This is a genomic window from Chachezhania sediminis, assembly GCF_009765275.1.
Lineage (GTDB): Bacteria > Pseudomonadota > Alphaproteobacteria > Rhodobacterales > Rhodobacteraceae > Chachezhania > Chachezhania sediminis.
In genome coordinates, this window is record NZ_VOPH01000022.1 from 1 (window position 1) to 14,106 (window position 14,106).

11 protein-coding genes and 2 pseudogenes are annotated in these 14,106 nt (G+C 57.0%); 7 read left to right on the forward strand and 6 right to left on the reverse strand.

Annotated elements, in window-relative coordinates; genetic code table 11:
• The 4 genes and pseudogenes from FQK05_RS26320 to FQK05_RS25420 form a co-directional block, all read right to left on the reverse strand.
• A pseudogene (locus FQK05_RS26320) lies at positions 1–505 on the reverse strand (hypothetical protein); the annotation flags it as partial.
• Positions 506–513: 8 nt separating this feature from the next.
• Positions 514–2,940 (reverse strand): P-loop NTPase, encoded by a 2,427-nt coding sequence (locus FQK05_RS25410; RefSeq protein WP_158972329.1) that lies wholly within the window; start codon positions 2,938–2,940, stop codon positions 514–516.
• Between the two features lie 681 nt (positions 2,941–3,621).
• Complete coding sequence (locus FQK05_RS25415) at positions 3,622–4,491, reverse strand: GIY-YIG nuclease family protein (RefSeq protein ID WP_158972331.1); 870 nt, start codon at positions 4,489–4,491, stop codon at positions 3,622–3,624.
• Between the two features lie 355 nt (positions 4,492–4,846).
• Positions 4,847–5,479 (reverse strand): tyrosine-type recombinase/integrase, encoded by a 633-nt coding sequence (locus tag FQK05_RS25420; RefSeq protein ID WP_158972333.1) that lies wholly within the window; start codon positions 5,477–5,479, stop codon positions 4,847–4,849.
• Between the two features lie 955 nt (positions 5,480–6,434).
• Between FQK05_RS25420 and FQK05_RS25425 the strand changes: the two genes are divergently transcribed.
• From FQK05_RS25425 to FQK05_RS25440, 4 genes are all read left to right on the forward strand, one after another.
• The gene (locus FQK05_RS25425; RefSeq protein ID WP_158972335.1) at positions 6,435–7,775 is read left to right on the forward strand and encodes a hypothetical protein; all 1,341 of its coding nucleotides are present in this window, start codon (positions 6,435–6,437) and stop codon (positions 7,773–7,775) included.
• 215 nt (positions 7,776–7,990) lie between these two features.
• Positions 7,991–8,614 (forward strand): hypothetical protein, encoded by a 624-nt coding sequence (locus tag FQK05_RS25430; RefSeq protein WP_233270689.1) that lies wholly within the window; start codon positions 7,991–7,993, stop codon positions 8,612–8,614.
• Positions 8,615–8,661: 47 nt separating this feature from the next.
• Entirely contained in the window at positions 8,662–9,813 is a 1,152-nt protein-coding gene (locus FQK05_RS25435; RefSeq protein WP_158972339.1) for a hypothetical protein, read from the forward strand.
• 45 nt (positions 9,814–9,858) lie between these two features.
• Positions 9,859–10,947, forward strand: coding sequence for an OmpA family protein (locus FQK05_RS25440; protein WP_158972341.1), 1,089 nt, complete (start codon positions 9,859–9,861; stop codon positions 10,945–10,947).
• A 63-nt stretch (positions 10,948–11,010) separates the two neighbouring features.
• Here the strand turns inward: FQK05_RS25440 and FQK05_RS25445 are convergent, their stop codons facing one another.
• Both FQK05_RS25445 and FQK05_RS25450 read right to left on the reverse strand, forming a co-directional pair.
• Positions 11,011–11,316 (reverse strand): thermonuclease family protein, encoded by a 306-nt coding sequence (locus tag FQK05_RS25445; protein ID WP_158972343.1) that lies wholly within the window; start codon positions 11,314–11,316, stop codon positions 11,011–11,013.
• 333 nt (positions 11,317–11,649) lie between these two features.
• Positions 11,650–11,853, reverse strand: a pseudogene (locus FQK05_RS25450) (LysR family transcriptional regulator); the annotation flags it as partial.
• A 156-nt stretch (positions 11,854–12,009) separates the two neighbouring features.
• On the opposite strand from FQK05_RS25450, the gene FQK05_RS25455 reads away from it, so the two are divergent.
• The 3 genes from FQK05_RS25455 to FQK05_RS25465 all read left to right on the forward strand — a co-directional run bounded on the left by FQK05_RS25455 (position 12,010) and on the right by FQK05_RS25465 (position 13,910).
• Complete coding sequence (locus tag FQK05_RS25455; protein ID WP_158972345.1) at positions 12,010–12,339, forward strand: nuclear transport factor 2 family protein; 330 nt, start codon at positions 12,010–12,012, stop codon at positions 12,337–12,339.
• Positions 12,336–13,115, forward strand: coding sequence for an SDR family oxidoreductase (locus tag FQK05_RS25460; RefSeq protein ID WP_158972347.1), 780 nt, complete (start codon positions 12,336–12,338; stop codon positions 13,113–13,115). The genes FQK05_RS25455 and FQK05_RS25460 overlap by 4 nt, the downstream gene beginning before the upstream one ends.
• Before the next feature lie 534 nt (positions 13,116–13,649).
• Entirely contained in the window at positions 13,650–13,910 is a 261-nt protein-coding gene (locus FQK05_RS25465; RefSeq protein ID WP_199252772.1) for an SDR family oxidoreductase, read from the forward strand.
• Positions 13,911–14,106 lie beyond the last annotated feature (196 nt).

Below are 14,106 nucleotides of genomic sequence, written 5' to 3' on the forward strand. Positions count from 1 at the left end.
CGTGGCCCGCACGGCGCAAACGACGAATTTCTCCTCGCCGCAACCGCTCAGAACCTCCGCAAACTGGCCAAGGTCCTTCCTGCACCGCAGCAATCCCGGAACGCCTGACAGGAAAGGCGCTCGGGCGCCTTTCAGTGATCGATATTCTGCGCAGCGAACGAGTGTTTTTCCACAGAATCGGCGGGAAGCCGGCTTTCTCTGCAGGCGCGAACGCACCTTTGCCACGACATAGAAGCCGACATTCCACCAGGATCACGCTGCCAAACTCGGCGCGACCTACATAGCCGGCGGGGAGCTGTCGTTCGCTGCGACAGGCACGAATGACCGCGATGCGCAGGAAGTGGGCAATCTTCGTGAACGGTTCGAGCCGCGGCCAGTACGCACTCTCAAAGTTGTCGACGACGAAATTTCCGAGCGAATTTTGTGTGGTCGCGTCACAGCAGAGATCACGCTCAAGTAAACCGAAAGCCGAGCATGACATCTCGAAGATAATAGATGGAAACAAAAGGAAAATTAAGTCGATGCAACGCTTAGGCAGAACCTTAATGCATCGCGAACTTCTCGATCCTCAAAAGGCATCTGCTTATCCATCTGTGAAAGCTGGGCGTGGTATTCTCGGCAGACACGTTTCGCATCTTCGCCCCTGCCCCAGGCGATAAGAGCCTTTGGGTGAGAGTTGGCAAGGGCAACCAAAGGATACTCATCTTCAGCGTCTACTCTGGTAATGGCTTGCGTTTTGAGCTCAGCCACCCCTTCAGCCATTAAAGCCTCGAGGTATGGTGTGGAGGTTTTGAACATAGAGCAGTAGATCAATTTTTGCTGTGCCAAGGAGTGTCGGGAATACGAGTTATCATACGCCTCAACGGATCTCTTGAGGAATCGCAGCGCAGTTTCCTGGTTGTCAATCCCGCCCATAGAACGACAAAATTTTCCTCTCTGCAGCCAATAGTGACCGTCGCTCTGATAATCATACTCCAACTCTTCGTAGAGCCTTGACACAAGTTCTCGGCTATCCCGGAGCACTTGCATTAAAAACTGTCCGCGCATCATGAACTTCAGAATATTCCCTTTAACCTTTCCTGCATTGACTACAAATGGGACCTCATAAATGGTAAAGCTTCTAAATATTGCGAGACATGCGTCAAAAATGGTGTCAAGATCTGCCGTAGCTGAAATTACATGATTTAGATAGCTTTCATGGCGCCCTATTAATTTTCCCTGACCGGAAATCTGCACAATCCCTTCAAGTTGCGTCAAGCAAACAGAAAGAGATGACCTGAGACCAAATTGGCTGGTTATTGCGTGATAATCCGAAATGGAAAGCCTTGACCTGGTCATAGTGATTAATGCAACAATGCAAAGAAATGCTCTCGCCTCGGCGTCATCAATGGAGAAGTATTCGTTCTCTATTATCTCCTCAAACGGCCGCTGCTTAGTAGCCTCAAGCATTAGAATAAGAAGCTGATCCTTGGATCTCTTTAGTTGGTCAACTTGAGCCTGCCTGCTGAGTTTCCTGAACTCTGGGGCAATGGCAAAGTCTTGAATTGCCTGCGCCAGCACATCGTAGTCAGCAGGCTTGAGCCTCCCGATTTCAATCAGTTTATCTGCGAATCTGTGCTTGCGAAAGAATCGGCCCGACCAATCGCTGCTTCTTAGCTCGCCGACGATTATGCATCCACTTGACTTGCAGAGTCGTGAAATTTTCTCGATCTCGTCCGCATAAATCTGGATATCAGGGACCCAAATTATACAAGATGAGCCTGACCATTCTGAAGGATTAAGGCCCCGAAGCGCCACATCTAAATCGTCTAAGCCATCCCCTTTGAACTCAAACACCCTACAGCTTCCCTCTTTACTTAGTGCATAAAGAGAGCTCATGATACTTGTCGTTTTTCCAGACCCCGCTTGACCAACGACAATGCAAAGTCCCTTCGAGGCAGCCCGTTGAAAATCTTTAATTTCATTCAGGCATGAGGATATGATGGATATGGGCGCCGGCCAATCTGAGGCAACACATTGCCAAGTGGGATAGACGCCGGAATAGAAGCTTCTTTTAAGCTGGGAGCTGGCAAATGCAGACTTATCAATATTTCCGGACACCCAAATGGGGCTTCCCACCTCAACTAGCGCCTCATTTAATGTCGCGGAGTCACTATCGAATTTGGCCTTGTTTCGCCGAAGCCACTGAACAAGATCAGACAAAGTCGATTGCTTATGGACGATGTTTAGATCTTGCAGTTCCACATTATCTCTATCGGCGATAACGCCGGGGGTTAGGAGGAATGATTTCGCGAAAGTGGAGACGTCTTCCAGTTCTTCCACATACGCTTTAAAAATTGGCTCATCAAGCTCCGTCCCGACGAAAATGAATGTCTTGCTTGCGAAATCAGAGGCACACTTTTCATACCATGGATTTCGCTTCCTAATTCCAGACCGAAACTCTTTGTCCGTTAGGACTATTCCCTTTTCATACTTCAATATGGATCCGTTAAGGTGTACTATCTGAAGGTCATTCGCACCTCGACTTTCTTCGACCTTGTCGGTGCCACTGTAGTATCTATGCCGCTGAACTCTCCCCTTTCTAGGCACACCTTCGATTGTATCGTCATAATTTAGAGTGTAACATCTGTTCCAAGAGAAGGAGAATAAGTCTATCAGATCTTGGGACGGCCGTGTCTCCATAAATTTTTCTTCCAGCTTCTTTCTGAGGCCTTCCTCGCCGTAGAATCGGCGCACATCCTTCCCCAGCTGATCTAGGCGCAAGCTTTCGTCTGTCTCGCCAATCATCTCTCGAAAAAAAGAAGACAAATTTTTGCCTAAGGGGATTGCTTCTCCTGTTGATGTCTCTGAGCCGTACGAAGCTCCGGCGCCAAGGAACAATACAACGTTATTCTCGCGATAAGCACGGATCAAATACTCCTGCTCGGCAGCCTCAAACATTGAATATATCCCTTTGTGTCACGCGCTTGCCCCAACCTTACTCGTCGAAAGGGAGATGTCGAGACGGATTTCGATGGTTTGCGGGGAATCAAGCAGAAGGCGTGAGAGTTTGCGACAGGTGATCGTCGACTTTGTTCGTCTTTACGGTTCTGTCTGTGAAGATCTGAAGCTGCCTCCTAGCGCATTGTCAGTTTGGCGGACACCTCCGCTTGCCGGCAGCCGATGAAGTCCGTCAAGCGTCAGACTTGGACGAGCGGATTTTTTACCGACCCGCGAAAAAACGGTCGGCCACGCGATGTCACATCTGATTGCAGTATACGTATACCTCACCAGTCGATGCCGAAGTGTCTCAGTGACCGGCTTGAGTGACTGTCCTTTTGGGCTGGACAGACCGGTCATCCGCTGCACCTGGCGCGAAGGTCCGGTCAGGGCCGATCTCTGCCGGGCAGACCCATTCGCCTGGGCGTCCAGCGCGCCGCACCGCCGCATGACCGGTTCGAGTCCATTTTGCCGGATGCCGCGCAGCAAACGAATGGCTGATAATGCTCGCGATACGAAAACCTCCGACAACTGCTTGGTTTTTTTAACAGGTCTTTTGGGCGGTGGATAATAGACCGTTTGTAGGTCACCCCCAAAAAGAAGCGTTTTCTTGAGGCAGGTGTTGCGATGTTGGTTTTTGCTCTAAGCTGTTGGTGCGTTGTGCGGCAGTCGGAACCGGCGTCTCTGTTCCATATGTCGAAAAATCTCTGATACGGCACCGTAGTTGTGGTGCTTTGCATGGAGGCTACGAGTTCCCAAGTCTCGCATCCTAAGCAATGCATCATACCAATAACCAACCAAAGCGCGTCGGAAAGCGGTAACTTCAAACAATCGCGCTGCCTCGTCAAAGCTAGCCGCAAAATTAACTGAGATCGCGCTTCCCCAGTTAGATACATATGGAGTCTTAGACATTGTGCCCGCCAACGGCTTTAGCTTTTTCTTGAATTCTCTGTCGCGCCGGACAGATTCATCCACTACAATTGAAAAGTAGCGAAACTCCGAATCCTTCAGTGGCTGAGCGAAAGCAACTTCATGCCGGTCGATGTTGAGCGTAAAGAAGCGCCCTCCAGCAGTTTTTGGAAAGAGTGAAAACGTCCAGCTTTCTTGAATGTCACGAAAATTCTCTAAGCCAGAGTTCTTAAATAGCGCCATTAAATAGTTGATGAAATCTGGCTCGACCATGAGCTTGTGAATTGGCACGGAATCCGCCAGATCTGATTCTGGAATTATCGATAAGGCTGCGCGAGCTTCATCCCTAGCAACCTCAAATACTTCTCTAGCTCTTGGAATGCTCAGTGATCGCTTCCCTCGAAGATGTCTATGAAGGGAGGATTCCACTTGGGTCACACTTCTGACTTTCCGCACATCTATTTCGTACCATGGCCCAAAGGGGCCGTATGTGGAATCGCGGTTTATCTCTTTGATGCGTTGAGCCGGCGACGTAGTTGTTAGGCCAATTTTATGAAATGTGTGTGCGTCGCTTCCCAGCACATATACCCAACCTTCTTTCATCTGGATTCAACCCCAATAATTTCAAGATGGATACCGCTGAAAGCCGTATAGAGATTCAGCTTTTACCAGCTACGAGACAGCGAGAAATACGGTTGCGAGTGCTCATTTTACATCGGGCGCCGCACTAAAAACCACTCTTTTGTAACATTCACATGCAAGCGTTTGCTGCGCGGTTCGGCAAACCGGACTTTGGCGCACTGCCAGCGAAGGTCGGCTTCGTCCCGCACAGCTGACCTCGGGGCCCTGGACGCTGCTGCGCGGTGCCATGAAGGTCCGATATGGGGAAGCCGCGCTGCGGCAACGTTGAACCTGGCCAAGGTCGGCTTTGGGCCGCCAGTGACGGCGGCCCGGTCCGTCAGATTTCGATGCTTTCGGAAATGGCGAGCGCATCTTCCAGGTCCACGCCCAGGTACCGGACCGTGCTGTCCATCTTGGTGTGTCCCAGCAGCAGCTGAACGGCGCGGAGGTTTCCCGTCTTTCGATAGATCTCCGCGACCTTCGTCCGCCGCATGGAGTGAGTCCCGTAAGAGGTCGGATCCAGACCGATGGAACACACCCATTCCCGAACCAGGCGGGCGTACTGCCGGGTCGAGATGTGCAGGCGCTCATGGAAACGGCCCGGCCAGAGGTATTCCGAGCCGACCATCAAAGGCTCCTTCATCCAGCGCGACAGCGATTTCCGCGTGCCTTCCGTGATCTCAAACCGGACCGGCCGTTGGGTCTTGCTTTGAATGATGGATGCGCGCTCCTTGACCTGGCCCGATGCGAAGACGTCGGCGACCTTCAAGTTCACCAGGTCGCAGCCACGGAGCTTGCTGTCGACGGCGAGGTTGAAGAGGGCAAGGTCGCGATGGTTCCGGGCGATCTCCAGGCGAACGCGGATGGCCCAGACATGCTTCGGCAACAGTGGGCGTTTCTGTCCGATCAGGCGCCCCTTGTTCCAGGCGGGGCGGCAAGCGCGGATGGCAGGCAAGTTGGCAGTAGGCATATACTGTCCTCCAACCACCTCGCCCAAGGGTGAAACGTACCGCCTGGTGCCCTTGGGCTGCTCTCTGACAAACGGTGATAGAGGCGCCGGGGCTGATGCTCCGGCGCCTTTTGTATATGGAGGGGCGCGCGGTTCCTGGCATGAAGCCGCGGATCCGGGGTAGGGCCGTCGTGCCGTCACGATATGAGCCTGAGCTTGGCCCTGCGTCGCTCGCGATGGAGAGCCCCTGGACACAAGGTTGCATTGAAACGATGGAAACTCTGACGAAGACCATGGAGCAGATGCCAGCTGTCGCTACGATCCTGAGCCGATATCAGCGTCGGAGAAATTGTCAGGTGCCCATCACGGCAACCGATGTCTACGCCGACACCACTGCGCGCGTCTGGGGAAACGACGTTGACCTCGCCCCAGACGAACGCGGCCTTATCCACCTAAAGTGTCAGAAGGTGATTTCTGGCCGAAGACTGGTCGCCCTTCTTGGCCGCCACCAGGGCGAGATCAGACCTGAGTGACGCCTCGCGAGGGCTTCCTGGGCCAGTTGACACAACGCTACCAACGAAGACGCTGAGCGTCGCAGCTCCGGGAAGGGAGTGATGGCTTCAAGCGGCCCATAGACACCGCTCACGTCCGGCGCAGGAAGGCGAACTGACCTGGCTCGAAGGGCGGGAAGCCGACATCCTTTGCGCCGAGGGCGACGGCCTGAGATGCAACTCCGTTCCTTGCCATCGGATGACTGGAGTAGGCGCCTATTGGGTGTGTTATCCCATTGTTTAGGCGAGCCATCTCGGCAGTTGTGTGGCTTCCGCTTGCTTTCCCAGATGCCACCCCCTTTGATCTAAAGAAGATTCGCGCATCCTAGAGGCAAACCGTGCTTGAAAAGTTGAAATCGCTTCTGAGATCGGACGATGTACTACCTTCATTGTCAGTTTTTCCTGAAATCGATCAGGAGAAAATCTTGAAAGACCTGGATCTTGTTGCTGAGGGCGAAAACAGGGGAAAAAGAAACTTGCCTGCGGCGAGCACGACTGCGGCAGACCATGTAGAAACCTCCATCGTCACCCGCATTGAAGGTCCGCGCCGTAAGGGCCTGGAAAATTATGAGACCAACAGGCAGGTCTACAATGAAAGGCTTGCGCGGGCGGATACGCTTCGAAAGGAGGTCGAGATAGTGGCTGGCAATGCCAGCGGCGACTACCTGACGGCCGTGCGCGGATGGAAAGCCCAGATGACCGCCTCGACCGAACGGTTGCACGAGACCTTCCAGCATCGGAAGCAGTTTCGTGCAAAATACCGACTGCAGCGCCCGGCACGGCACTTCGAAGGCTGGGTTCGCTTCGTTTCAATCACGATCATCTTCATTGCTCTGGAGGCCCTTTTGAACATGTTCATGTTCTCTCGTGGCAATGAACAGGGCATGCTCGGAGGCTTGCTGACAGCCGTGATCTTCTCGGGGGTCAATGTCGTGGCCAGCGTGCTGCTCGGCATCTGGGCCTGCGGTCTGAACCATACGAATTACCTACGCAAGTTCCTGGGGCTGATCAGCCTCTTGGCTTGGGTGGTCCTCGCTCTGGCGCTGAACCTGACCGTGGCGCATTTCCGCGACTTGATAGATGCGGAGACCGATTGGGGCACGGCCGTTCTGCAGGCAGTCCCCGCTATGAAGCAGGATCCGCTGGCGCTGAGCAGCATGGACAGCTGGATCCTTCTCGCGATAGGAACAATGATTTCCATATTCGCTTTTCTCAAGGGCTGGCACGCCTTTGACCCTTTTCCCGGCTATAGCCGCATTGAAAGCGATCTGAAGCAAGCCCGCGAGGATCATTCCCGTCATTTCGAAGAAGCAATCGAAGAACTGACCGAGAAGCGCGATCTCGCTATCGAGGAGCTACGCGACGCGGACCAGCAGGTGCGCGACGGCATTTCCCAGGCGATTGATGCGCTATACGGGCATTCCTCTCTAAATTTCCACCTCGAGAACTTCCTTGATCAATGCGACAAGGCGGTGACCCACCTATTGGCGGTCTACCGCGACGCCAATGTCGCCGCTCGGACGGAAGATATACCGCCGAGCTTTGCCTTGAACCACGCGTTCGCCGCATTCCGGCCTACTGAACTCAAGGACGACGCCCGTCGCCGGAATGCCGAGGCCGAGGCCGAAAGGGTTACGGCCGCTGTTGAGGCCGCGATCCGCGAGATATTTGCCAATTTCCAGATCGCGGTGACGGAGTTCCGCCTACCTGAGGAAGTGCAGCAGGGTCCGCAGAACCCCGTCAATGCACCGGCGAACGTCGCCTGATGGCCCGCGGGAGGTCTAGGCGCCGCAGCGGCAAACGGGGGCGCGGCCAACACTCGTCCGCCATCGGCACAATCCTCGCAGTAGTCGGGGCGGTTGCGTTGCTCGCTGCCATCGGGACAGCTTTCTGGTGGTCGGATCGACAGGCACGTGACAGCGCTTTCGAAACTGATACGCTTTGCCCGATCAGCACCGGTCCGTTGTCTATGACCGCAATCTTGCTCGACCTGACGGATCCGCTGTCGCCGGCCCAGCACGCCCAATTGCTGGCTCGGCTTGAACAGCAGATCACCAAAGCACCGCGCGGAACGCAGTTCACTCTGGGCGTGGTGAGCGAAGACCCCTCCCTCTGGGGTGCTACGCCCCCTCTGTGTAAACCGCAGGACGCAGCCTCGGCCAATCGTTTGACACAGAACGAAAGACTGATCGCCGAGCGCTATGAAAGCCGGTTCCACACCCCACTGCGCAACCGGCTGATCGACATGGTCAGCGCTTCCGGGGCAAACCGCTCTCCGATTATGGAAAGTCTCCAGGCGCTAGTCGCTGACAGCCGCGGCTTTCTTGCCTTCGATGGGCCGCGGCGCATCATCATGGTTACGGACTTGCTGCAGCACAGCGATGTGCTGAGTTTCTATCGCGGCGGCAGCTGGAAGACGTTCAGCGCTTCGCCCGAGTTTCAACGTTTGGGCCGGACGCTCGACGGCGCCGAGATCCAGATTTTCCAGGTCCCCAGGCCCAGCGAAGGGGTCAAGGATCCCGCGGTCGTTGAAGATTTCTGGATTCGCTATTTCGAACGCCAGAATGCGCATGTGCCCAAGGTCACACGGCTTGGAGACTTGTGATGCCCCGAAGGATCTCGAAACGCATCTACGGTACTTCTGGACACCCGATGGCCGCAGCGCTGCCCCTGGCCATCGCGTTTCTTGCTGGAATCACTGGCGAACTAGTTCTCAAGCTAGCGCCGGGAGTGCCTGTCTTCGCCCCGGCGATCTTCGCCATCGCCGTTCTGGCGGCCTATGCGCTGGTAGCCTACAACGCGACGGAACTGCGGCTGGATGCAGAGACGATCGGTGACAATTGCTACTACCTTGGCTTTCTCTTCACCCTAACTGCCTTGGCTATATCCCTCTATGTCGTGGTCCAAGCAGATGCCGAGGACCGCGCAAACCTGATCCCCGAGATCATCTCGGGATTCGGGGTGGCGCTCGCCTCAACCATCGCAGGGGTCTTCTTGCGGGTCTTCATGATGCAGTTCCGCGTCGACATGGAAAGCCAGGAGCGTCGCGAGCGCCAGCAGCTGAACGACGCCTCACGCCGCTTCCGCGCCGAGCTGGGCATGAGCCTCGAGCAGGTCAAGGCCTTCTCAGTCGAGAGTCTGCAACACAACGTCGAGCGCGAGACAAAGCTGCGTAGCGCCTTTGATACGTTGATGGCCGAAATGCAGGAAGAATTGATGAAATCGGCCCAAGAGTTCGGCCCGGCCCTCCGCGAAAGCGTGCGGTTGCAGACAGAAGCATCGCTCGCGGCGCTGGCCGGTACTCTCGACGAGTCTGGCGTCCTTGCCGCCGGTCGAATCCGGGAAGCCACAGAGCAGATGACCGAGACCTCCGGCACGCTAGCCTCCCGTAACATCGAGACGGCCGAACGCATTTCGAAGAGCCTCGCGTTGCTGATCGAATCCGCCGATCTGTTGTCGAAAGGCACAGAAGAAACGATGACCCACCTCATCCGCACACAGCAGGCCGCGACAACCCTGGCCGAGACCTTCGCCACCAAGTCTGAACGCAGCGCCGAGGACATGTACCGGGCGATGAAGGAGGCCACCACCATGCTGGAGAAAGGTGCTCAAAATCTCGGAGAGGCGGCTGCCCGGGCCGGTGGCCAGATCGACCGAGGTGGCGCGCGGCTTGGCGAGGGGTTCGAGGCCGCCGCGGCTTCGATTGGCACAGGGGGGCAACGCCTGGGACAGAAGATCGAGGCTCTGGAAATCGACCAGGCCAGGGGAAAGCGCTTTGGCTGGCTGCGTGAGGGACGGGACTAATGTCACGCTGGCCGGATGTTCTTGCCCAACGCAGGGGAACCCGTCATGCGGAGCAGTGATCGTAATGGTGGGTCCGACAGAGGATACAAGCGCGGCGCGATCATGGGCCTTACCGTCGCCGAGGCCTTCATCCTGCTCTCATTCGTGCTGCTTCTTCTGTTCACATGGTGGCAAGTGGACGCCGAGAAGCGAAGCCTGCGCCTGACCGACGACCTGCGTGGCCTGACCGAAGCGCAGAAGGCGGACATCGTGACAGGCTTGAGTGATGGCACCTTTGAGATGGCGCAGGAATTGCGTAGGGCAGGGCTTAAGCTACGGGACATGAAGCCGATCACGGAAACGGAAATATACAGTCGCTTTATGCGGGACGAGGATATGCGGCGACTACTGCATGGTGCGGTTGAGCTTGATCCCGGCACCCTCTTGAAGCTTTCGGAAGTAGCCGAAATCCGGCCCACGACAAGGCTAAAAACGTCGCTAGATACCTTGCTCAGCCCCCAATCCGCGGCGGAACTCGCAAGCCAGCGCCTCGCTTATGCCGCAGCACAGGAGGAAGTCCTGCGGAATAGCCTCGAGCTAACTCTGGGGAATGGAATTCGCGCTGCGGGCGGTCAGCTTACCGTGGATGGAAAGGTGATACTGCCGGAAAAGGTTCTGTTCATGACCGGCAGTGACGTGGTCAGGGAACCTGATCTGCTGAAACAGCTCTGCGCCGCCTGGGTCGGAACGCTCCATGCCTCTAGCGCCGATATCTCCGAATTGAAGATAGAAGGGCATGCGTCATCGGAGGGAAAGTCTTGGCATACCCCCGAGCAGGCGTACCTCTATAATCTCGACCTTTCCCAGCGCCGCGCCAAGAATGCGTTGAGGATCTGCCTGGAAGGTCTCACCGCTTCCACCATCCAGGATTGGGCCCGCAGCCGCTTGTCCTCGGCAGGCTATTCGTCAGCCAGGCTGGTACAAGATGCGAAGGGCATTGAAGATAGGGAAGCCTCGCGCCGTGTGGTGTTCTCGATGGAGCTTGACCGTGAAAAACTCCTGGAGGGCATCCGTGGGGACCTTCTATTCGGACAGGAAAACCCCGCCACGTCGTCGGACACTCTGGAAATGAAGTTGGGTGGCCCGCTCAGATAGTCGACATTCCGAGTGCAATGCAGCACGACGATCTGCTCTGACTTGGTCTGATATACTGAGGCTTCATTCGAAAGGGACTGCCCTGCCAGACTCCAACAGCCACTCGTTCAGATTCAAACCATCGTCGAATATCGTTACTAGGTAACGGCCGAAGCTGCCCTTCGCCTCTGTGTCGCTATGCTTGGCCTTTGTCGTACAGATGTAAAGGGTCCGGCCTCCGATCCGCTCACGCAGCGCTTCCGTAACTGCATGACCGGCCTCCGTGCCATTTTCTGGTGCATCGATACCGAAAAGCCGCAAGTGTTCGTCGCGTAGCCATACCCGAAAGCCAAGATCAATGTCGGCAACAACAGTGTCACCGTCGATCACACGACTGATAGTCGCACGGTAAGTGTAGATTCCGCAGTCAGGCAGCGAATCCGCAGAGACTGATGAGGACAAGGCCGCCCAGCAGAAAAGCGACCTTACCGGAAAGCGCCAGGACCCAAGAAACCGAAACATTAAATTCGACACCAGAGGCCCTCGTGAAGCTACGAATGCTGCGTGTGTTAGCCACCTGACCCCTTCGTATCAAGGGGATCAATACTTGCAAGCCGCAGCACGCATGTAATTGTTGAGGCTCTGATGATGTGACCACCCCGCTTGGAACAAGGGGCGCCTGATCGGACAGAAACGCCCACTGTTGCCGAAGCATGTCTGATCGACGAAGCGCTGCCCGGCAGCGGTCAGCGACACGCTGCGGGTCGTGCGATTGAAGAGCCGCACGCCGAGCTGCTCCTCGAGCTTTGCAACCGCGCTGCTGAGTGCGCTCGTGGACATCCCCACGTCCAGCGCGGCTGCCCGGAACGATCCCCTGCGGGCAATCGCAAGGACCGCGTCGAAATCCGATAGCTTGTAGGTTCCCATTGTCCCGATACTCCAAACTTCACATCCGGATTTGTCCGGCTTATCCGCATTGTGTCAAACCCCTAAATTCTGGCTCGTGGCGCCGGTCCCGATCCGAGAGGTCAAGCGGCGAGACCGGTTGCTGCCACCGATCCCGATCCAGACAGGAGAGCCATCATGAGTATCGAACTGCCAGACGCGATTGAGGGGTATTTCTCGGTCGACAAGAAGGGCAACCCGCAGGCCATCGCCGAGGTCTTCACGCAAGACGCCACCGTCATCGACGAAGGCAACTCCTATGCGGGTCGCGACGCGATCCGGCAGTGGATGGCGAATGCCTCAACGCAATACACCTACACGGTAGAGCCCGTCGACATCGCGAAGGACGGCCAGCGCACGATCGTCACCAGCCACCTTGTTGGAAACTTCCCCGGGAGCCCGGTCGACCTGCGCTACTTCTTCGTCCTCCGCGGCGACAAGATCGCCGAACTGGAGATCGTGCCATGAGCCCCTTCCTGACCCTCGAGGGAAAGCGGGCGCTCGTCACCTCCGGCACGCGCGGTGCCGGAGGAGCGACCGTGGCCCTGTTCAAGGAGCTTGGCGCCGACGTTCTGACGACGGCGCGGACAAGGCCGCCGGAGATGCCGGAAGACCAATTCGTCGCAGCTGACCTGACGCAGCCCGATGGCTGCGACAGGGTGGCAGAGGCCGTGCGCGAGAGGATGGGCGGCGCGGACATCATCGTCCACATGCTCGGCGGTTCCTCGGCGCCCGCGGGCGGCTATACGGCGCTTGGCGACGACGAATGGCGCCGCGAACTCGACCTGAACCTGATGCCTGCGGTCCGACTTGACCGCGCGCTCGTTCCCGAGATGGAGGCGCGGGGCAGCGGCGTCGTGATCCACGTCACCTCCATCCAGCGCGCGCTGCCGCTGCCAGAAGCGACGACCGCCTATGCCGCCGCAAAGGCCGCCCTGTCCACCTACAGCAAGAGCCTGTCGAAGCAGGTCTCGCCCAAGGGTGTGCGGGTTGTCCGCGTCTCCCCGGGCTGGATCGAAACGGAATCCTCGGTCAAATTGGCCAAACGCCTTGCGACGGAGCACGGGGTCGACGTGGAAGCGGGAAAGCGCATGATCATGGACTCGCTGGGCGGGGTGCCGATCGGGCGTCCCTCGAAACCTGGCGAAATCGCGAACCTGGTCGCCTTCCTCGCTTCCGACCGCGCCGGGACCATAACAGGCACCGAATACGTGATCGACGGCGGCACCGTTCCGACGGCGTGAACTCCCTTGTCACGGCCCCACGCTCCCGCACAGTTCCGGCATCTTCCAAGGAGCCGTTCACGTAGATCAAGGATGAGTGACCGCCGTGTTCATCTTCGGGGGAGGCGGCGGAAGCCAAAATCAAATGACGAGACAATCTCACCGCCCCCTTCGGAGGTTTCAGAAATCGGGCCGGTCGGTAGCGGTCGGCCCTGAGCCGACCTTTAGCCCTAGATGCGAATGCTGCAGCGCAGTCCGTCAAAGTTGCCGTTCGCCGCGCGTGCGAACCCTGGCGGGATCTTAAGGTCTGCTGAGCGGACCTTCCTGCCGTTCGCTGCAGCCGCAGCTTGCGAGCCGCCGAGCGGCGGCTATGCGCAGGGTAGCCGACATAGCGAAGGGACAACTAGTGGTCGCCCTTGATGACGTGACCGTCCGAGGCTGCCGTCGGCCAAGATCACCATTGCCTCAGCGCGGCTACCCCATATCGGACTTTCAACGCATCACCTTGCTCTCCAGCGCGGCATCGCCGACACAGCGCCTTGTCGTGACAGCGACATGTGCGCTGTCCGCGTCTCCCCGGGCTGGATCGAAACGGAATCCTCGGTCAAATTGGCCAAACGCCTTGCGACGGAGCACGGGGTCGACGTGGAAGCGGGAAAGCGCATGATCATGGACTCGCTGGGCGGGGTGCCGATCGGGCGTCCCTCGAAACCTGGCGAAATCGCGAACCTGGTCGCCTTCCTCGCTTCCGACCGCGCCGGGACCATAACAGGCACCGAATACGTGATCGACGGCGGCACCGTTCCGACGGCGTGAACTCCCTTGTCACGGCCCCACGCTCCCGCACAGTTCCGGCATCTTCCAAGGAGCCGTTCACGTAGATCAAGGATGAGTGACCGCCGTGTTCATCTTCGGGGGAGGCGGCGGAAGCCAAAATCAAATGACGAGACAATCTCACCGCCCCCTTCGGAGGTTTCAGAAATCGGGCCGGTCGGTAGCGGTCGGCCCTCTG

Excerpts from the sequence above, each read along its gene's own strand:
- FQK05_RS25410 (WP_158972329.1), bottom strand. The coding sequence starts at position 2,940 with ATGTTTGAGGCTGCCGAGCAGGAGTATTTGATCCGTGCTTATCGCGAG.
- FQK05_RS25415 (WP_158972331.1), bottom strand. The coding sequence starts at position 4,491 with ATGAAAGAAGGTTGGGTATATGTGCTGGGAAGCGACGCACACACATTT.
- FQK05_RS25420 (WP_158972333.1), bottom strand. The coding sequence starts at position 5,479 with ATGCCTACTGCCAACTTGCCTGCCATCCGCGCTTGCCGCCCCGCCTGG.
- FQK05_RS25435 (WP_158972339.1), top strand. The coding sequence starts at position 8,662 with ATGGCCGCAGCGCTGCCCCTGGCCATCGCGTTTCTTGCTGGAATCACT.
- FQK05_RS25440 (WP_158972341.1), top strand. The coding sequence starts at position 9,859 with ATGCGGAGCAGTGATCGTAATGGTGGGTCCGACAGAGGATACAAGCGC.
- FQK05_RS25455 (WP_158972345.1), top strand. The coding sequence starts at position 12,010 with ATGAGTATCGAACTGCCAGACGCGATTGAGGGGTATTTCTCGGTCGAC.
- FQK05_RS25460 (WP_158972347.1), top strand. The coding sequence starts at position 12,336 with ATGAGCCCCTTCCTGACCCTCGAGGGAAAGCGGGCGCTCGTCACCTCC.
- FQK05_RS25465 (WP_199252772.1), top strand. The coding sequence starts at position 13,650 with ATGTGCGCTGTCCGCGTCTCCCCGGGCTGGATCGAAACGGAATCCTCG.